Origin of the sequence: Amycolatopsis sp. TNS106 (assembly GCF_019330265.1) — a bacterium.
Taxonomy (GTDB): domain Bacteria; phylum Actinomycetota; class Actinomycetes; order Mycobacteriales; family Pseudonocardiaceae; genus Amycolatopsis; species Amycolatopsis lurida.
This window is the reverse complement of sequence record NZ_CP024972.1, coordinates 8,001,163-8,018,262: the sequence shown is the minus strand read 5'-3', so window position 1 is coordinate 8,018,262 and position 17,100 is coordinate 8,001,163. Positions and strand designations below refer to the sequence as shown.

The following is a 17,100-nucleotide window of genomic DNA, read 5'->3' as shown; positions in this document are numbered from 1 at the left end:
TCGTTCAGTCCTTTTCCTGAGTGAGCTGAGCTGCGAGGTTGTCGAGCACCTGGCCCCAGCCGGTTTCGATACCGGCGATGAAGGGGACCGCGTCGACGGTCGTTTCGGTGATGCGCAGGTCGAGCCGGAGCCGGGTCCCGCCCGGCGCCTCGGCGAACTTCAGGTCGTAGTGACCGGTGAAGAAGGTGTCCCCCTGGGCGTCGAGCACCGAGAGGTCGAACTCGAGGTGTTCGGGTTCGGTCGCGGCGCGGACCTCGCCCGCGGAGCGGTAGCGCCCTTCCGCGTCGCGGTAGTCGAGTACGGCCCGGCCCCCGGCCCGCGGCTCGATGACGCAGTCGGTGACGGTCATCGAAGGCGGCGCCCACCAGGAAGCGAGCAGGGCGGGGTCGGTCCAGTGCCGCCAGACGGCGTCCGGCGACGCGGCGAGCAGACGGTCGAACGAGAACGCCCGCCCGTCCGCCCACCGGTCCTGCTTCGCGGAGGCGATGTCAGCGCCGATCGCGGCCTGGTAGCGCGTGAGGACGTCACGCTCGCCCTCGTTCGCCTCGATGGTCGCGATCAGCGCCCGCAGCCGCCCTTCGAAGTCCTTCAGAGGGCCCGCTTCGACCGCATAGACCCGACGCTGCCCCAGCGGGAAGACCGTCACGAGGCCTGCTCGGGAGAGGGTCTGCAGGTGCTTGGTGGTCTGCGGCTGCCGCAGGCCGGTCAGCTCGGCGAGTTCACCGACGGACCGGGGCCGCTCGGCGAGAAGCTCGACGATGCGCCGCCTCGCTCCGTCTCCCAGTGCTGCTGCGATCTGCTCCATGCCGAGAAGTATTCACTCATCAGAATATTCTTGTCAAGGAATATCTTGACGATGGAACTCAAGCAGGCTTCGTTCCTCGGTGAGCGTGGTGACGGCGTCGAAGACCAGTCCATGTGCGGCGGCGAGGTCGCGAAGTTCGTCGAGGCGGCGCTCGCGGCCCCCATAGAGCACGAGCATGACCAGGTCCCATTCGGTCTGGGCGCCGATCCCGCCGACCGCCTCGATGACGAGGACCCGGCCACTGGACCCGGCCGCCTCGGCACAGCGCGCCAGGATGCGATGGGCGTGCTCGTCGTCCCAGTCGTGCAGGATGTCGGAGAGCAGATAGGCGTCCGCGCCGGCCGGAAGCGGTTCGAAGAAGCTGCCCGCGGTGACCTCGACACGGTCTTCGAGGCCCTGCGCGCGCAGTTCCTGCTCCGCGGCCGCCGCGGTCGGCGCGAGGTCGACGAGATGGCCGCGCATCGAAGGGTTGGCCTTCAGGATCGCGGCGAGCAGGCTGCCGTGGCCCCCGCCGACGTCGACGAGCGAGCCGAACCTGGACCAGTCGAACCCGGAGACGAACCTCGGCACCTGCGTCAGGAACCGCTGGGTCATCTGCCGGTCGAACGTCTCCCGAAGGTGGGGCTGCTCGGCGAGATCGGTCCAGAAGTCCTTGCCGTAACGGCGGATGTAGCCCGCCTCGCCGGTGGCGATGCTGTGCGCGAGTTCGATGAACGCCAGCTCGCCCCGCCCGCCGGCGGCGTTCATGTCGAGGAGCCCGGCGAGCCCGTTTCCGGCGTCGGCGCGCAGTTTCGCGCCGTACTCGGTGGTGCGGTAGCCGTCCGGAGCCGCCTCGACGACACCGAGGGTGGCGAGATGTCCGAGCAGCAGGCCGAGGGCCAGCGAGGATTGGCCGAGCTCCGCCGCCAGATCGTCGACGGCCGCGCCTTGCCCGGACAACCTCTCCGGCAGTCCCAAGGTCACCGCGACCCGCAGCGCCATCGGTGTCGCCAGCCCGGCCAGCCGGAGGAATTCCTGTCTGTCCTTGTCATGAGTGGTCACGGCTGTCCACTGTGGCAGCGTGGTCAAGCGACTTACGGCACCAGCGTGCGCCCGGTGAGGTCCGCGTTCTCCACGGCCTCGACGTAGCTCCGCGCGACCTCGGCCGCCGGGGTGCCACCTTCCGGTTCGCCGAGTGCGGCGAGGGTTTCGCTCACCCAGCCGGGGCTGACGGCGTTGACCCGGATACCGCGCGGCAGTTCACGCGAAGCCGCGGCGACGAACGCTTCGAGACCGGCGTTGGTCAGGACGCCGAAAGCACTGCCACGCAACGTTTCCGGGATCCGGCCCGCGGTCAGCGTGACCGAGCCGCCGTCCGGCAGATACGGGATCGCGCGCCGCAGCAGGAACACCTGCCCGAGCAGCTTCCCTTGCAGCCCTTGGGTGAACTCTTCGTCGGTGCCGTCGTCGACCGGCACCAGCGAGCCGCTCCCCGCACAGCACACGACGTGCTCGATCCCCGGCTCGGCGGCGAAGAGCGCGTCGAACGTGGCGGGCTGTTCGACGTCCACCTTGACCGCACCGGAGCGGGACGCGGCGAGCACGGTGTGCCCGCGCGCGGTGAACGCTTCGGTGACCGCGGTCCCGATCGTCCCGGTGGCACCGACCACGAGGATCTTCATCGGCGTTGTTCCTTTCAAGGTCGCGTGAGTGGTTCGGTTTCGTAAGCCTGGTGCAGCGCCGCGACGAACGACGGCGCGTCAGGCAGCGCCGCCGGGCCGATCCGGCGCACCGCGATCCCGGCCGTCCACGAGTTCATGACCACCGCCCCCGCGAGCCCCGGCAGGTCGGCGAGCGTGACCTCCTGGACCCGTTGCGGCACACCGATCCCCTCCAGACGCCGCTGGACGATACCCATCGTCGTCCCCCGCAGCAGTCCGGCGTCGGGCCACACCACCGTATCGCCGTCCCAGAAGGCGAGGTTCCAGATCGTCGCCTCGCTCAGCCTGCCCCGGCGGTCGACGAACGCCGCGTCGTCGAACCCTTCGCCGATGGCCTGCCGCCGGTAGTACGTTTTCGCCATCTCGCCGGTGTGCTTGAAGGCGGGGAGGGCGCGCTCGTGTTCCACGGCCGTCAGTGCCAGCGGCCCCGCCGGACCGGACGACGGCGGCCGGGTGCGCACCAGGACTTCGAGGTCACCCGGCAGGTGGATCGTCACGGTCAGGGACGCGTCCGCCGGACCGGATCTCAGCGCCTCGCGCACATACGAACGGATCCGGTCGTCGGGCAGGGCGTCGCCGAACAGCTCCAGCGAGGCGGCCCGGAGCCGGCCCAGATGCAGGTCGAGACCGCGCACCTGGCCGTCCCGCACCTGCATGGCCGTGAAATGCGCGAAACCGGCGAAGGCGAGCGGCGCCAGCTGTTCGGCGGTCGCCGTCCGGCCGTTCAGCTGCGCGACATGAGGACTCATGCCCGCACCGTAATCCGGTTGCGGGCGCCGTGTCCCGGCGGAAGGATCCCGCGGGTGCCCGCATCGCGTACCGAGCTGTCGCGCTGGCAGTTCGATCTGACCTGGTCGTTGTTCGATTACCACCTCGCCGATCTCGAACAGGCGGACTTCCGCTGGGAGCCCTCGGCCCTGTGCTGGACGATCCGGCCGGACGGCACCCCGGACTGGGCCGACACCGAACCCGACCCGATCCCGGCCCCCACGATCGCCTGGCTCACCTGGCATATCGGCTGGTGGTGGAGTGTCGCGCTGGATCACGCGAACGGACGGGCTCCGCGCGAGCGCGAGGAAATCACCTGGCCCGGCGAGGAATCCACCATCGAGTGGCTACGCGGTCTTCGCGAGGAATGGCTGGCGGTGCTGGACCGGTTGACCGACGCCGACCTGGACGCGCCGTGTGCCTATCCGTGGGGCGAGGACGCCCGTCTGACCTTCGCCCACACAGTCGCCTGGGTGAACTCCGAGCTGATGAAGAACGTGTCGGAGATCGGACAGCTCAGGGTTTTGCGGCGCGGCTCGGTGTGATGCCGGGGATGGATTTCAGCTCGCCGAGGAGCATCGAACTGACGGCGACCGGATAGTCGTCGAGCGCGTACACCGTCTCGGCCAGTTTCACCCGGACCGGTGTTCGTCCTTGGTGTGCCAGCAGAGTCCGCTTCAGTTCGAGGACCGCGTCCTCGGTCAGCCGCTCGGCGGTCGCGTGCAGGGTCAACGGCGGCTCCCCGTCGTCCGCCGTCGAAAGATCGAGCGGAACGAGCCCGCCGCCGACCACGGACATCTTGTCCTCCCGCCAGTTCACCCGGCCGCTGACGCGGACGGCGTTGTCCTCGGCGAGATCCGCCGCGAACAGCGCATACGCCTTGGGAAAGAACAGCACCTCGAGCGCGGCGTCCAGATCTTCGATCGTGCAGATCGCCCACGGCTCGCCCTTCTTGTTCACCCGCCGCTCCAGTGACGTGACGATCCCGGCGACGACCAGTTCACCCTCGCGCGGCGGGTTGTCGAGGATCGCCGCGATCGGCCGCGGCGCGTGCGCCCGCAGGAGGTGTTCCGCCCCGTCGAGCGGATGCGCGGATACGTACAGGCCGAGCATCTCCCGTTCGTGGGCGAGCAATTCCTTGCGGGGCCACTCTTCGTCGCCGAACCTGAGATGCGCGAGCGGTGAGGTGCCCTCCTCGCTCTGCTCGCCCGGGCCGAAGAGGTCGAACTGGCCCATCGCCTGTTTGCGTTTCAGCGGCACCACGGCGTCCACCGCGTCCTCGTGCGCCCGCAGGATCGACAGCCGCGTATGCCCGAGCGAGTCGAAAGCACCCGCTTTGGCCAGGGACTCGATGACGCGTTTGTTGCAGGCCACCAGTTCCGACTTGTCGAGGAAGTCGGTGAACGACGCGTACTTCCCCTTCTCACGACGGGTCTTGATGATCGAGTCGACGACGTTCGCACCGACGTTGCGCACCGCGCCCAGCCCGAACCGGATCGCGTCGCCCACGGCGGAGAAACGGAGCTCCGATTCGTTGACGTCCGGCGGCAGCACCTCGATCCCCAGCCGACGGCATTCCGCGAGGTAGACCGCCGACTTGTCCTTGTTGTCCCCCACCGAAGTCAGCAGGCCGGCCATGTACTCGGCCGGGTAGTTCGCCTTCAGATACGCCGTCCAGTAGCCGACCAGTCCGTAGCCGGCGGCGTGGGACTTGTTGAACGCGTAGCCGGCGAACGGCAGGATCGCGTCCCAGAGGGCCTGCACGGCCTCAGGCGAGAAGCCGTTGGCGAGCATGCCGTCGCGGAAACCCTCGAACTCCTTTTCCAGTACCTCTTTCTTCTTCTTTCCCATCGCCTTGCGCAGCACGTCGGCGCGCCCCATGGAATAGCCCGCGACGTCCCGCGCGATCCGCATGATCTGTTCCTGGTACACGATCAGGCCGTGCGTCTCGGCCAGGATCTCGCGCAGCGGATCGGCCAGCTCGGGATGGATCGACTCGATCGGCTGCCTGCCGTTCTTGCGGTCCGCGTAGTTGTTGTGCGTGTTCATCGCGATCGGACCCGGCCGGTACAACGCGTTCACCGCGATGATGTCGCCGAATCCGGTCGGCCTCAGCCTGCGCAGCAGATCCCGCATCGCACCGCCGTCCAGCTGGAAGACGCCGAGACTGTCACCGCGGGCGAGCAGCTCGTAGGTCGCCGGATCCTCGACGCCGAGCGTGTCGAGATCGATCTCCTCGCCGCGATTGGCCTTGATGTTGTCGAGCGCGTCACCGATGACGGTGAGGTTCCGCAAGCCGAGGAAGTCCATCTTCAGCAGGCCGATGGCCTCGCACGACGGGTAGTCCCAGCCGGTGATGACCGCGCCGTCGTCCCGCCGCCACAACGGGATCGCGTCGAGCAGCGGTTCACTCGACATGATGACCGCGCAGGCGTGCACCCCCGCGTTGCGGATCAGGCCTTCGAGACCGCGCGCGGTCTCGAAGATCTTGGCCGCCTCGCCGTCGCCTTCCAGCAAGTCACGGACCTCCGCCGCTTCGGCGTACCGCTCGTGGTCCCGCTCGACGATCCCGGCGAGCGGGATGTCCTTCGCCGCGACCGGCGGCGGGAGCGCTTTGGAGATCCGGTCCGCGATCGCGTACCCGCTCTGTCCATAGTGGACGCGCGCGGCATCCTTGATCGCCGCCTTCGTCTTGATGGTGCCGAAGGTGATCACCTGGGCGACGTGCTCGGCGCCGTACTTGTCGGTGGCGTACCGGATCATCTCCCCGCGGCGGCGGTCGTCGAAGTCCATGTCGATGTCCGGCATGGAGACCCGCTCCGGATTGAGGAACCGTTCGAAGAGCAGCCCGAGGTCGATCGGGTCCAGATTGGTGATGCCGAGCGCGTACGCCACGAGCGAGCCCGCCGCCGAGCCGCGGCCTGGTCCGACCCGGATGCCGACGCGACGGGCGTGGTTCATCAGGTCGGCGGTGATCAGGAAGTACGCCGGGAAGCCCTTCTCGGCGATCACCTCGATCTCGAAGTCGGCGCGGGCGAGGTACGCCTCGGGGACGCCGTCCGGCAGACGGCGGCGAAGCCCGGCCGCGACCTCCTCGCGCAACCAGGACTCCTCGTCGTGTCCGTCGGGGACTTCGAAGACCGGCATGCGATCGACATGCCGGTAGACGTCGTCGTAGGGCTCGATCCGTTCGGCGATGAGCAGCGTGGAATCGGCCGCTCCCGGGACTTCCGTGTCCCAGTACTCCCGCATCTCCTCCGCGGCTTTGAGGTAGTAGCCGTCGCCGTCGAACTTGAACCGGCCGGGATCGTCGAGGGTCTTGCCGGACTGGACGCACAGCAACGCCGAATGCGCGGCGGCCTGATCCCGCGTGACGTAATGCGAATCGTTGGTGGCCAAGGGTTTCAGCCCGAGCCTGCGCCCGATGTCCAGCAACCCGTCCCGTACGGACCGTTCGATCGGGAGCCCGTGGTCCATCAGTTCGAGGAAGAAGCCGTCCGCGCCGAAGATGTCGCGGTAGTCCGACGCCGCCTGGAGCGCCTCGCCGGGCTGGCCGAGCCGAAGTCTGGTCTGCACCTCGCCCGACGGGCATCCGGTGGTGGCGATGACGCCTTCGTGGTGCCGGGCGAGGAGTTCCCGGTCCATCCGGGGTTTGCGGTAGTAGCCCTCCAGGCTGGCCAGCGAGGACAGCTTGAACAGGTTCCGCAACCCGGTCGCGTTCTCCGCCAGCAGGGTCATATGCGTGTAGGCGCCGCCACCGGAGACGTCGCCGCCGTCGCCTCGACGTCCCCAGAGCACCGGTTTCTTGTGGAAACGGGACTCCGGCGCGAGGTAGGCCTCGATGCCGATCACCGGTTTGAGCCCGGCCCGGACGGACTGCCGGTAGAACTCGTCCGCGCCGTACATGTTCCCGTGGTCGGTCATGCCCACCGCGGGCATGCCGAGCCGCTCGGCCTCCGCGAACAGGGCCGCGATCTTGGCGGCGCCGTCGAGCATCGAGTACTCGGTATGAACGTGCAGGTGCACGAAGGAGTCCACCGGTCACTCCCCACGGTTGTACGATTCCGGTCCGAAGTGGCGATTGGACCGTTGGTGTGCCGGTGTTGTCCAACAAGCGACACGCGGCCGTCGACAACCAAAAGTTGTAGGTGGAGGCACAGTGGAGCTGGACCTTGGCGCGGTGCGCGCGTTCGTCGCGGTGGCCGACGACCGGTACTTCAGCGAGGCGGCGATCCGGCTGGAGGTCAGCCAGCAGGCGATCTCCAAGCGCGTCGCGAAACTCGAGTCGGATCTCGGGGTGCGGCTGCTGTCGCGGACGCGCGGCGGCGCCGAGCCGACCGAAGACGGTGAGGAGTTCCTGAAGCACGCCCGTGCCCTGATCAGCCTGGCGGACCAGGCCGTCGAACGGCTGCACGGCAGGCGGCGGGCGCTGCGCGTCGACGTCCTCGGCACGCGGCTGGCGACCATGGAGGTCATCCGGGCCTTCCACGCCGAGCACGACGACGAACTGGAGCTCGTCACGCCCGGGCTGGGCGCGGTACGCCGGTCCCTGCTGCCCGAGTCCGTCGATGCCGCCTTCGCCAGGCTCAGCACCGTGCCGGATCCCGCGATCGGCCGCACCCCCGCCTATCTGGAGCCGGCGAACCTGCTGGTCGGACGGCGGCATCCGCTCGCACGGCGGCGCCGGGTCGCGATGAGGGAACTCGACGGCCTGACGGCGTGGATGCCCTACAACGCGCGGGCCAGCGAATGGGCGGAGTTCTGGCAGGAACTGTGCCCGGAGTTCGGCATCCTGGTCGACACCGACGGCCCGAACTTCGGGCTCGAACACCACATCGAGGTGATCGGGGCGTCGAAGGACAGGCTGGGTTTCGTCGGCGCGAAGATGCACGTGCCCTGGCATCCGGACGTCGTCCAGATCCCGCTCGTGGAGCCGACGCCGGTGTACCCGTTCTCCCTGCTGTGGCGGCACGAGAACCGGCACCCCACGCTGCGGCTGCTTATCGAGCACGTCCGCGCCGCCTACCGGCCCTTCGATCCGGAGCGGCAGTGGCTTCCGGTGTCGGACCGGGAGGCCATGGGCGCGGTCGCCGGTCCGTGAAGGCCTGGTGGCCGAGGAAAAGACGCTTCGCAGCAGCTATCGCGGCCCCCGACATCCCCGCTTCATAGCTCTCTACTGGGCCGGGCGGATCGGCTTGGCGGAGATCAACACGGGATTCGACCGGATGCGGCGGGGCGCCGCGATCCGGCAGGTCGTCGCCTTCGCTTGATCAAGGTTCGGGAGCGATGTGCCTTCGCATCTCCTTGGCGACTCGCGCCGGGAGAGCGAGCACAACGCCTTCGAGAATTTCCCTCGCCTGCCATGGATCACCGCAACACTCCCAGACACCGCAGCCCACACTGTCGACCCGGAGCCGCCAGTACGGGTTCGCGATGAACTCCCGCCAGAGACGGAGGGCGGTCCGTGTCGCACCGGGCCCGAGATAACTCCGCGAACGTTCGAGCCGGGTGAGTTCGGCGGCGAGCGCGGGCGAAAAGCCCTCATCGGCTTCAGCCGGGTGTCGAAGTCGCAGCTCTCGCCGGACTTGCGCCGGCGCTCTACGCGGCATGGTCCTTTCGGAGGTTCGTCATCCGACCATCCTGCCACGAACCGGATGTCCGTGAAGGCCTCCTTGCCTACCCTGAGGGTAGTGAAGGAGGCCTTCACGGACATCCGGGCTCAGCCGACGATGTCGATCTCGAAGTCCACGGCCGAGCTGTACTCGAAGTCCGCCCACACCGCGCCGGGCAGCCGGTAGCGCCGGTGCGAAACCGTCTTGGAGACGAATCCGTGCTGATCCATCGGGTTGTAGCCGATGCCGACTTTGTCGCTCCCCCAGGCGTAGATATTCCCCTGGTAGACAGGCGAGTCGGTGATGCCGTCGCCGTCGATACGCGGCCGCACGATGATCGCGGCCGTCTCGCTGCCCGAAAGCAGCAGCCGCACCGACGTGGTGTCCATGCTGGCCGGAATGGTCCTGCGTTCCATGAGTTCTGTCGTCGCCTTCCGTTTCGGGGCGGCGCCGCCGCCGGTCAAGTGGGCGTTCGTGTAGGACTCGTTGAGGTCGACACTGCTCGCGCGGATACCGGGGACCCGGCCGGCGTCCGAGTACTGATGCACGTCGTAATGGCCCGCCGCGGCATCGGGTCTGGCGCCGTAGCGCGCGATCCAGATGACGAGGTCCCGTACGCCGAACCGGTCGGGACGCAGCATCTTGGCGAGTGAGTTGTTCAGGTAGATCCCAGGCCGGAACCCATGTCCCGCCACGCGGTTGCAGAACCTGATCGAGAAGTCCCGCTTGCGCGCGTCGGGGATGTTCGGCGCCCCCGAACCCGGCGGGTTGTCCTCGAGGTCGAGCATCGGGACGCAGCCGGTCGCCCCGAGCCGCCGGACCTCCGCGATGAACACGTCGGCCTGCGCCTCGGGCGAGGGGCTCGCCTGAGCGTAGTGATAGCCGCCCACCGGGATTCCCACGGACCTCGCGCCCGCCACCAGCGCGTCGCCGGTGTTGCGCCCGCCGTTCGGCAGTCCACCGCCGTCCGTGAGCTTGACGAAGACGAAGGTCACGCCGTGATCCTTGACGGCCTGCCAATTGGTAACGGTTTGGAAGCGACTGTAGATATCTATTCCCAGCGCCATCATTACAGCCTGGCGGGTGAACCAGTTGGGCAAAAGGGCCTAGTGGGCGATAGCAAGTGCGCCCGATTCGCCCTTTTGGGCGGCCCCTCCACGGCTGACGCGGTACGTCCATACCCGTACTGTGACGACATGGCGTCTCGAAGCCCCATTCGCTGGCTGACCCGTTGGGCCGACTGGTTCGAGGAGCGTGGCGTCTACGTCCCGGGCGAGGAAAGCCGGGCGGTCGATCCGATGCGCGATTTCGGCTGGTTGATCGTGGCCTGGGTGTCCGGTCTGGCGATCTTCATCCTGTTCTTCGCCTTCGCCGTCTGACGCCCTCGGCGATGTGCCACCGAGGTGACGACTGTCACTAGTCGTGTCCTTCCGATCACGGATCGGCCACGGCTGTACACCAGGTGCGCCTCAACCCGGCCTCGCCGCTCCTCTCGGCTGCGGAAGACCGTCAGTCTGGACTCTTCGGCACTAATACCTACCTCGAACGGCCCACCCGCACCGCCGACTGGAGTAACCCCACATGGCGCCCCCGCGCACCCCGAAGCTCTTGATCGCCGCCTGCTCGTTGCTGCTGGCGACCGCGTGCGGGGTTCCGGCACCGGAAAAAGGGGCCGCCGTGCTCGGCGCGGACGCTCCGGCGCAGGGCTTAGCCGCGACGCACGCGGAAGGCGACCTCGCCTTCGGTGCCCCGCACCGGTTCGCGACCGGGGTCACGATCTCCGTGTCCGCGCCGAAAGCCTTCCGCCCCAGCGCGTCGGCGTACCCGCAGAGCCCGCGCGCGGTGGCTTTCGGCATCGAAGTGACGAACGCGGGCGAGGGCACCTACCGGCTCTCCGGCCTGTCCGTGACGGGCGAGGTCGACGGAGAGACCTCCGCCGTCAAACAGGTCGTCGACCCGGTCCAGGGCTACAACGGCATCGCGGACGCGGGCAAGGACGTGGCTCCCGGCCGGTCGGTCCAGCTGAATCTCGCCTTCGCCGTGCCGGACAGGCCGGTGAGGCTGCGCCTGCAGGTGCGGCCCAGTCCCTCGGAGCCTGTCGCCGCTAAGTACTGCGGAAAGGTCTGACGCCACCGATTCGCTACCGTGTGCGTCATGACCGAGCAGCGACTTTCCCCCGGCGACAAAGCGCCCGACTTCACCCTCCCCGACAGCGAGGGCAACGACGTCAAGCTCAGCGACTTCCGCGGCAAATCGGTCGTCGTGTACTTCTACCCGAGTGCCGGCACGCCGGGCTGCACGAAGCAGGCTTGTGACTTCCGGGACAGCCTCGCGCAGCTCAACGACGCCGGCTACCAGGTGCTCGGCATCTCGCCCGACAAGCCCGCGAAGCTCGCGAAGTTCGTCGAGGCGGAAGGGCTGACCTTCCCGCTGCTGTCCGACACGGAGAAGACCGTTCTCAAGGCGTACAGCGCCTTCGGCGAGAAGAAGAACTACGGCAAGGTCTACGAAGGCGTGATCCGCTCGACGTTCGTCGTCGACCCCGAGGGCAAGATCGCCGTGGCGCAGTACAACGTGCGCGCCACGGGGCACGTCGCGAAGCTGCTGCGGGATCTCGACCTGGCGTCCTGACGAAAGCCACTTTCCCACCTCAACGGTGCGAAAGTGGCTTCACGCCACGCCCTCAGCCCGCCAGCTTGCGCAGCTCTCCCACCAACGCCCGCAAGGCCTTCCCCCGGTGCGAAGCTTCGTCCTTTTCGGACGGCTCCAGCTCCGCGGAAGTCCGCGTCCCGCCCTCGGGCACGAAGATCGGGTCGTAGCCGAAACCGTTGGTGCCACGGCGTTCCCGGATCAGCGAGCCGCGCCATTCGCCGCGCACCACGGTTTCGTCACCGCCGGGCACGACCAACGCGGCCGCGCAGACGAAAGCGGCGCCCATGCGCTCGTCGGGTGTGTCGGACAGCTGCGCGAGCACGAGATCCAGGTTCGCCTCGTCGTCGCCGTGCTTGCCCGACCAGCGTGCCGAAAGCACGCCCGGCATGCCGTTGAGCGCGTCGACGGCGATGCCCGAATCGTCGGCGATGGCCGGGAGGCCGGTCGCGGCGGCCGCGTCCTGAGCCTTGGCGAGCGCGTTGCCTTCGAAGTCCGGAGCGGTTTCGGGCGCTTCGGGGAACTCGGGGACGTCGGCGAGGCCGATGACCTCGACGCCCTCGATCCCTTCGGCGACCAGGATGCGCCGAAGCTCGCCGAGCTTCTTCGCGTTGCGGGTGGCGAGGAGCAGCTTGGTCACTTCGCGCCTTTCTTCTTGTCCGGACGCGGCTCGGGCAGTTCACCGGGGTACGGCAACGCGAGCGCCTCGGTCTGCAACCGCGTCAGTTCCTCGCAGCCCGCGAGCGCCACGTCCAGCATGGTGTCCAAAGTGGACCGCGCGAAGGTGGCGCCCTCGCCGGTGCCCTGCACCTCGATCAGGGTGCCCGTGTCGGTGGCGACGACGTTCATGTCGACCTCCGCGCGCGAGTCCTCCTCGTAGGGCAGGTCGAGGCGCACCCGGCCGTCGACGACGCCGACGCTCACCGCGGCCACCGAAGACGAAAGCGGCTGCGGGTCAGCGAGGCGGCCCGCCGCGCCGAGCCAGGTGACGGCGTCGGCGAGCGCGACATAACCGCCGGTCACCGCGGCCGTGCGGGTGCCACCGTCGGCCTGGATGACGTCGCAGTCGATGACGATCGTGTTCTCCCCCAGCGCCGCCAGGTCGATGCAGGCGCGCAGGGACCGGCCGATCAGCCGGGAGATCTCGTGGGTGCGGCCGCCGACGCGGCCCTTGATGGATTCGCGGTCGCTGCGGGTGTTGGTCGCCGACGGCAGCATCGCGTACTCGGCGGTGACCCAGCCGAGGCCGGAACCGGCCCGCCAGCGGGGGACGCCTTCGGTGACGCTCGCCGCGCACAGCACCCGGGTGTCGCCGAATTCGATCAACACCGAGCCCGCGGGCCACCGCTGGAAGCCGCGGGTGATCTTGATGTCGCGAAGCTGGTCGTCGTTCCTGCCGTCTTTTCTCGCCACGGCCGTCACTCTAGAACCCCGGGTCAGAGGTCGTAGACGGCGCCCTGCTCGACCAGCTCGGCCGCGGGGAACGCGACGGCCGCCTCGGCGAGGACCGCGTCGCGGTCGGTCCAGGGCGCGACGTGGGTGAGCAGCAGCCGCCCGACCCCGGCCTTGCGCCCCAGCTCCCCCGCTTCCTTACCGGACAGGTGGACGCCGGCGGGCCGGTCGGGCGAGTCGGTCCAGGACGCTTCGGACAGCAGGACGTCGACGCCGCCCGCGAGATCGGTCAGGGTGTCGCAGACGCCGGTGTCCCCGGTGTAGGCGAGGGTCTTGCCGCCGTGCGTGAATCGCAGGCCGAACGCCGGGGTCGGATGGTCGACCGGGACCGCGGTGACCTCGAACGGCCCGATCTTCATGGGCTCGCACCGCAGCGTTTCGAAGGCGAAGACGTCCGTGAGATCGGTGGTCGCCCGCTCGTCCTCGTTCGCCGCGTACGCGTAGGTGAGCCGCTCCCGCACGTCCGACGGCCCGTACACCGGCAGCCGCCGCGGCCTCGCCGGGTACGGCAGCGCGGGGTGGTAGCGCCGCAGCACGGTGAGCGCGCTGACGTCGGCGCAGTGATCGGGGTGCAGGTGCGAAAGGATCAGCGCGTCCAGGTCGAACGGGTCGCGCAGCGCCTGAAGCCTGGCGAGTGTCCCGTTGCCGAGCTCGAGCCCCAGGACGAATCCGTCCGCCTCGATCAGGTAGCCGGACGCGGCGGCGTTGGGCCCGGGGATGCTGCCGGAGCAGCCGAGGATCGTGAGACGCACTGTGACACCTTAAGCACGGAATCGGCGATTTTAGGCGCTGGTGGGAGCCAGCACACCCGGAGCGAAGCCCATGAACCGCTGAGCGAGTCTGGTGAACGGCTCGGCGGATCCGGTGGCGACGAACTCGTGCCGCGGCGGGGTGTCGCGCTCGGCGAGGAGGTCGGCCTCGGTGAGGACGCGCACGAGGTCACGCGCGGTCTCCTCGGCGCTGGACACCAGCGTCACGTCCTGGCCCATGACGATCTGCAGCACCCCGGACAGCAACGGATAGTGCGTGCAGCCCATGACCAGCGTGTCGACCTGCGCGTCCAGCAGTGGTTCGAGATAGCCCTGTGCGAGCCCGAGTACCTGGCGCCCGGTGGTGATCCCGCGTTCGACGAAGTCCACGAACCGCGGGCACGCGACACTGGTGATCTCGACGTCCTGCGCAGCGTTGAAGGCGTCGTCGTAGGCGCGCGACCGCACGGTGCCCTCGGTGCCGATCACGCCGATGCGGCCGGAGCGCGTCGCGGACACGGCCCGGCGCGCGGCCGGGAGGACGACCTCGATCACGGGGACGTCGTAGCGCTCCCTCGCGTCGCGAAGGCAGGCGGCGGAAGCGGTGTTGCAGGCGATGACCAGCGCCTTCACCCCGCCTTCGACGATGTCGTCCAGCGCTTCCAGCGCGTACTGCCGCGCGGTGGCGATGGGAAGCGGACCGTATGGGTTGCGGGCGGTGTCGCCGACGTAGCGCAGTTGCTCACCGGGCAGCTGTTCCAGGATCGCCCTGGCGACGGTGAGCCCGCCCACTCCGGAATCGAAGACGCCGATGGGGGCGTCGGCGCTCGGCTTGGTCACCCGGCGAGGCTACCGGGACCGGTCGCTTTCCTGGCTTGGGACCTGTCCATCCGCGCCATCAACCAGGCCGCGAAGACGCCGGACAGCGCGCCGAACAGGTGGCCCTGCCAGGAGACGTTGGGATCACCCGGAAGCAGTCCCCAGAGCATTCCGCTCCAGATGCCCAGCAACACCACGGCCACCAGGATCTGCCCGACCGCACGGTTGAAAATGCCGCGGACCAGCAGGAACGCGAGCCAGCCGAAGGCGACGCCGGACGCTCCGACGGTCACCGTGCCCCCCGGCGCGATCAACCAGACACCGATCCCCGACAGAACCCAGATGATCGCGGTGACCAGCACCCACCGGCCGATACCCGCGGACATCGCGAGGAAGGCGAACACCAGCACCGGGACGGTGTTGGAGAACAAATGCCCCCAGCCCGCGTGCAGCAGCGGCGCCCAGAGCACGCCGTCGAGGTCGGAGAGCTCGCGGGCGACGATGCCGCCGCTCTGATCGAGATCGGCGGGCAGGACGACGTCGACCAGCTCGACCAGGTAGAGCAGCGCGGTGAAGGCCAGTGCGACGATCGCGGCGGCCCTCGGGTTCGGCGGCAGGACGCGTTTGGCCGGATCGCCACCGGGCTCGCTCGCCGGGACCGGCTGGGAAGGCAAAGTGGTCACCTCCACAGGCTACGGCGGCGAACGGCGAGATCGCCTCCGTGAGAACCCTGAATTGTCGGTGGGTGCCGCTACGGTCGCTCACATGGGGTTCCCTTCTTCCGAGCACGTCGACGTGCCCGCCTACCTCGCGCGGCTCGGCCTCGACCACGAGCCGCCGAGCCTCGACGCGCTCTTCCGGCTGCACAAGGCTCATGTGGAGCGGGTGCCGTACGAGGATTTCGAAGTCCAGCTCGGTCGCGTGACCTCGCTGGACCCGGCGGTGTCGTTCGGCCGGATCGCCGCCGGCCGCGGCGGCTACTGCTATCACCTCAACGGCGCGTTCTCGGCCCTGCTGCGGGCACTCGGTTATCAGGTCACCCGGCATCCGAGCGGGGCACAGATGCCGGGCGCACCGTCCGGGATCCACCTCAACCACCTGGCGCTGACGGTGACCGGGCTGCCGGAGGAGCCCGAGACCGGATGGCTGGTCGACGTCGGGCTCGGGGACGGCATCCACGAGCCGATCCCGCTGCGTGAGGGCGAGTACAAGCAGGGGCCGCTGGTGTTCCGCATGCGGCCCTCGGAGGTCACGCCGGGCGGCTGGCGGTTCGACCACGATCCGCAGGGCAGTTTCGTCGGGATGGACTTCGCGCCGGAGGCGGCCGTGATGGCCGACTTCGCGGAAAAGCACATCGAGCTGTCGACGGCCGAGGACTCCGGCTTCGTCCGCACGCTGGTGGTGCAGCGGCGCGACGCGGAGGGAGTGGATTCGCTGCGCGCGCTGACCTTGAGCGGTCTGCCGGGCGGCAAGACCGTGCTGGAATCACCGGCCGAGTGGTGGACGGCGATCGAGGACGTCTTCGGCGTGGCTCGCGGCGGTTTCACCGACGAGGAACAGGACCGGCTGTGGCGGCAGGCCGTCGCCCAGCACGAACGTCACGCTGTGGGAGGAAGGGAGGCCTTGCCCAGCGCGTAGTCCACGGCCGCTTCGGCGTGCAGCCTGGTGGTGGGAAAGGTGGGCACTCGGCTGTCTTCGGGGCCGACGAGCAGTTCGATCTCGGTGCAGCCGTAGATCACGCCTTCCGCGCCCGCCTCGACGAGTCGCGCGATGACCTCGCGATACCGCTCACGGGAGTCCTCCGTGACGACACCGTGGACGAGCTCGTCGTAGATGACCCGATGCACCGTCTCGCGATCCTTCTCGTCCGGCACGAGCACGTCGAGACCGTGGGCGGCGAGACGTTCGCGGTAGAACGGCTGGGCCATGGTGAAACCGGTGCCCAGGAGCCCGACCCTGGTGATTTCGCGGGCCTTGATCGCGGCCGCCGTGGTGTCGGCGAGATGCAGGAGCGGCACGCCCAGGCCGTCGGTGAGCTGGTCGGCGACCTTGTGCATCGTGTTGGTGCACAGGACGACGAAGTCCGCTCCGGCGGCTTCGAGAGCGAGGGCGGCGCGGTTCAATTCCCGTCCGGCGTCGTCCCAGCGCCCTTCCGCCTGCATCGCTTCGATTTCGGCGAAGTCCACGGAGTACAGCACGGTGCGCGCCGAGTGATACCCGCCGCGCAGCTCGCGGACGCGTTCGTTGACCAGCCGGTAGTACTCGGCCGACGATTCCCAGCTCATCCCGCCCAGCAACCCGATGACCTTCATACGCGCCATCGTGCCAGCGCCGCTGGGCCTCCTGGACGTGGCCGTTCGGTCGAAGGTCCGTGAAGGCCTCCTTGCCTACCCTCAAGGTAGGGAAGGAGGCCTTCACGGACAACGCGATCGCCATCCGAAGCCCCGGCAACACCACCTGTCCCAGCAGTGGCGCGCGAAGGCCCCGCCCCTGCTCAGCCGAGGAAACTCGACCCTCACGCGATCACCAAGTCCGTGAAGGCCTCC

19 protein-coding genes are annotated in these 17,100 nt (G+C 68.8%); 7 read left to right on the top strand and 12 right to left on the bottom strand.

The features are described from left to right. Positions 1 to 4 precede the first annotated feature (4 nt). From CVV72_RS37170 to CVV72_RS37155, 4 genes are read right to left on the bottom strand one after another with little or no spacing between them, the layout of a single operon-like run. Entirely contained in the window at positions 5 to 805 is an 801-nt protein-coding gene (locus CVV72_RS37170) for a metalloregulator ArsR/SmtB family transcription factor (protein ID WP_219148966.1), read from the bottom strand. Between the two features lie 33 nt (positions 806 to 838). Continuing rightward, positions 839 to 1,846, bottom strand: coding sequence for a methyltransferase (locus CVV72_RS37165; RefSeq protein WP_219148964.1), 1,008 nt, complete (start codon positions 1,844 to 1,846; stop codon positions 839 to 841). 32 nt (positions 1,847 to 1,878) lie between these two features. Further along, complete coding sequence (locus CVV72_RS37160; RefSeq protein WP_219148962.1) at positions 1,879 to 2,466, bottom strand: short chain dehydrogenase; 588 nt, start codon at positions 2,464 to 2,466, stop codon at positions 1,879 to 1,881. A 14-nt stretch (positions 2,467 to 2,480) separates the two neighbouring features. Further along, on the bottom strand, positions 2,481 to 3,254 hold the full coding sequence (locus CVV72_RS37155; protein ID WP_219148960.1) for an aminotransferase class IV family protein: 774 nt from the start codon (positions 3,252 to 3,254) through the stop codon (positions 2,481 to 2,483). A 54-nt stretch (positions 3,255 to 3,308) separates the two neighbouring features. Between CVV72_RS37155 and CVV72_RS37150 the strand changes: the two genes are divergently transcribed. Further along, positions 3,309 to 3,818 carry a DinB family protein gene (locus CVV72_RS37150; protein WP_219148958.1) on the top strand — a complete coding sequence of 170 codons (510 nt, stop codon included), beginning with the start codon at positions 3,309 to 3,311 and terminating at the stop codon, positions 3,816 to 3,818. Here the strand turns inward: CVV72_RS37150 and dnaE are convergent. Beyond that, positions 3,790 to 7,269, bottom strand: a complete 3,480-nt coding sequence (gene dnaE / locus CVV72_RS37145) for a DNA polymerase III subunit alpha (protein WP_370641982.1) — start codon at positions 7,267 to 7,269, stop codon at positions 3,790 to 3,792. The two genes, CVV72_RS37150 and dnaE, sit on opposite strands and share 29 nt — an antisense overlap. A 163-nt stretch (positions 7,270 to 7,432) precedes the next feature. On the opposite strand from dnaE, the gene CVV72_RS37140 reads away from it, so the two are divergent. Beyond that, positions 7,433 to 8,374 (top strand): LysR family transcriptional regulator, encoded by a 942-nt coding sequence (locus CVV72_RS37140; RefSeq protein WP_219148955.1) that lies wholly within the window; start codon positions 7,433 to 7,435, stop codon positions 8,372 to 8,374. Between the two features lie 7 nt (positions 8,375 to 8,381). Further along, positions 8,382 to 8,543, top strand: a complete 162-nt coding sequence (locus tag CVV72_RS37135; RefSeq protein WP_219148953.1) for a hypothetical protein — start codon at positions 8,382 to 8,384, stop codon at positions 8,541 to 8,543. A gap of 449 nt (positions 8,544 to 8,992) precedes the next feature. On the opposite strand, the gene CVV72_RS37130 is transcribed toward CVV72_RS37135, so the two are convergent. Next, on the bottom strand, positions 8,993 to 9,880 hold the full coding sequence (locus CVV72_RS37130) for a glycoside hydrolase family 25 protein (RefSeq protein WP_255632382.1): 888 nt from the start codon (positions 9,878 to 9,880) through the stop codon (positions 8,993 to 8,995). A 201-nt stretch (positions 9,881 to 10,081) separates the two neighbouring features. On the opposite strand from CVV72_RS37130, the gene CVV72_RS37125 reads away from it, so the two are divergent. The 3 genes from CVV72_RS37125 to bcp all read left to right on the top strand — a co-directional run bounded on the left by CVV72_RS37125 (position 10,082) and on the right by bcp (position 11,516). Beyond that, a complete protein-coding gene (locus CVV72_RS37125; protein ID WP_034308775.1) occupies positions 10,082 to 10,264 on the top strand; it encodes a hypothetical protein in 183 nt (60 codons plus the stop codon). A 202-nt stretch (positions 10,265 to 10,466) separates the two neighbouring features. Next, entirely contained in the window at positions 10,467 to 11,012 is a 546-nt protein-coding gene (locus CVV72_RS37120) for a hypothetical protein (protein WP_219148950.1), read from the top strand. A gap of 27 nt (positions 11,013 to 11,039) precedes the next feature. Beyond that, entirely contained in the window at positions 11,040 to 11,516 is a 477-nt protein-coding gene (gene bcp, locus CVV72_RS37115; protein ID WP_219148948.1) for a thioredoxin-dependent thiol peroxidase, read from the top strand. Positions 11,517 to 11,568: 52 nt separating this feature from the next. Here the strand turns inward: bcp and rdgB are convergent, their stop codons facing one another. Genes rdgB through CVV72_RS37090 form a run of 5 tightly spaced genes read right to left on the bottom strand, consistent with a single transcriptional unit; the run spans position 11,569 to position 15,228 of the window. Then, on the bottom strand, positions 11,569 to 12,174 hold the full coding sequence (gene rdgB / locus CVV72_RS37110; RefSeq protein ID WP_219148946.1) for an RdgB/HAM1 family non-canonical purine NTP pyrophosphatase: 606 nt from the start codon (positions 12,172 to 12,174) through the stop codon (positions 11,569 to 11,571). After that, positions 12,171 to 12,947: a ribonuclease PH gene (gene rph, locus CVV72_RS37105; RefSeq protein ID WP_125673747.1), complete on the bottom strand. Its 777-nt coding sequence runs from the start codon at positions 12,945 to 12,947 to the stop codon at positions 12,171 to 12,173. Before rph ends, rdgB begins: the two co-directional genes overlap by 4 nt. 23 nt (positions 12,948 to 12,970) lie before the next feature. Next, on the bottom strand, positions 12,971 to 13,738 hold the full coding sequence (locus tag CVV72_RS37100) for an MBL fold metallo-hydrolase (RefSeq protein ID WP_219148944.1): 768 nt from the start codon (positions 13,736 to 13,738) through the stop codon (positions 12,971 to 12,973). A 30-nt stretch (positions 13,739 to 13,768) separates the two neighbouring features. Next, positions 13,769 to 14,575: a glutamate racemase gene (gene murI, locus CVV72_RS37095; protein WP_007028257.1), complete on the bottom strand. Its 807-nt coding sequence runs from the start codon at positions 14,573 to 14,575 to the stop codon at positions 13,769 to 13,771. Next, positions 14,572 to 15,228, bottom strand: coding sequence for a rhomboid family intramembrane serine protease (locus CVV72_RS37090; protein ID WP_219154372.1), 657 nt, complete (start codon positions 15,226 to 15,228; stop codon positions 14,572 to 14,574). Before CVV72_RS37090 ends, murI begins: the two co-directional genes overlap by 4 nt. A 91-nt stretch (positions 15,229 to 15,319) precedes the next feature. On the opposite strand from CVV72_RS37090, the gene CVV72_RS37085 reads away from it, so the two are divergent. Next, positions 15,320 to 16,192: an arylamine N-acetyltransferase gene (locus CVV72_RS37085; protein WP_219148941.1), complete on the top strand. Its 873-nt coding sequence runs from the start codon at positions 15,320 to 15,322 to the stop codon at positions 16,190 to 16,192. On the opposite strand, the gene CVV72_RS37080 is transcribed toward CVV72_RS37085, so the two are convergent. Then, positions 16,153 to 16,866, bottom strand: a complete 714-nt coding sequence (locus CVV72_RS37080) for an aspartate/glutamate racemase family protein (protein WP_219148939.1) — start codon at positions 16,864 to 16,866, stop codon at positions 16,153 to 16,155. The two genes, CVV72_RS37085 and CVV72_RS37080, sit on opposite strands and share 40 nt — an antisense overlap. Between the last annotated feature and the right edge of the window lie 234 nt (positions 16,867 to 17,100).

Excerpts from the sequence above, each read along its gene's own strand:
- CVV72_RS37080 (WP_219148939.1), bottom strand. The coding sequence starts at position 16,866 with ATGAAGGTCATCGGGTTGCTGGGCGGGATGAGCTGGGAATCGTCGGCC.
- CVV72_RS37155 (WP_219148960.1), bottom strand. The coding sequence starts at position 3,254 with ATGAGTCCTCATGTCGCGCAGCTGAACGGCCGGACGGCGACCGCCGAA.
- CVV72_RS37085 (WP_219148941.1), top strand. The coding sequence starts at position 15,320 with ATGGGGTTCCCTTCTTCCGAGCACGTCGACGTGCCCGCCTACCTCGCG.
- bcp (WP_219148948.1), top strand. The coding sequence starts at position 11,040 with ATGACCGAGCAGCGACTTTCCCCCGGCGACAAAGCGCCCGACTTCACC.
- CVV72_RS37160 (WP_219148962.1), bottom strand. The coding sequence starts at position 2,466 with ATGAAGATCCTCGTGGTCGGTGCCACCGGGACGATCGGGACCGCGGTC.
- CVV72_RS37125 (WP_034308775.1), top strand. The coding sequence starts at position 10,082 with ATGGCGTCTCGAAGCCCCATTCGCTGGCTGACCCGTTGGGCCGACTGG.
- CVV72_RS37120 (WP_219148950.1), top strand. The coding sequence starts at position 10,467 with ATGGCGCCCCCGCGCACCCCGAAGCTCTTGATCGCCGCCTGCTCGTTG.
- dnaE (WP_370641982.1), bottom strand. The coding sequence starts at position 7,269 with ATGCTCGACGGCGCCGCCAAGATCGCGGCCCTGTTCGCGGAGGCCGAG.
- CVV72_RS37170 (WP_219148966.1), bottom strand. The coding sequence starts at position 805 with ATGGAGCAGATCGCAGCAGCACTGGGAGACGGAGCGAGGCGGCGCATC.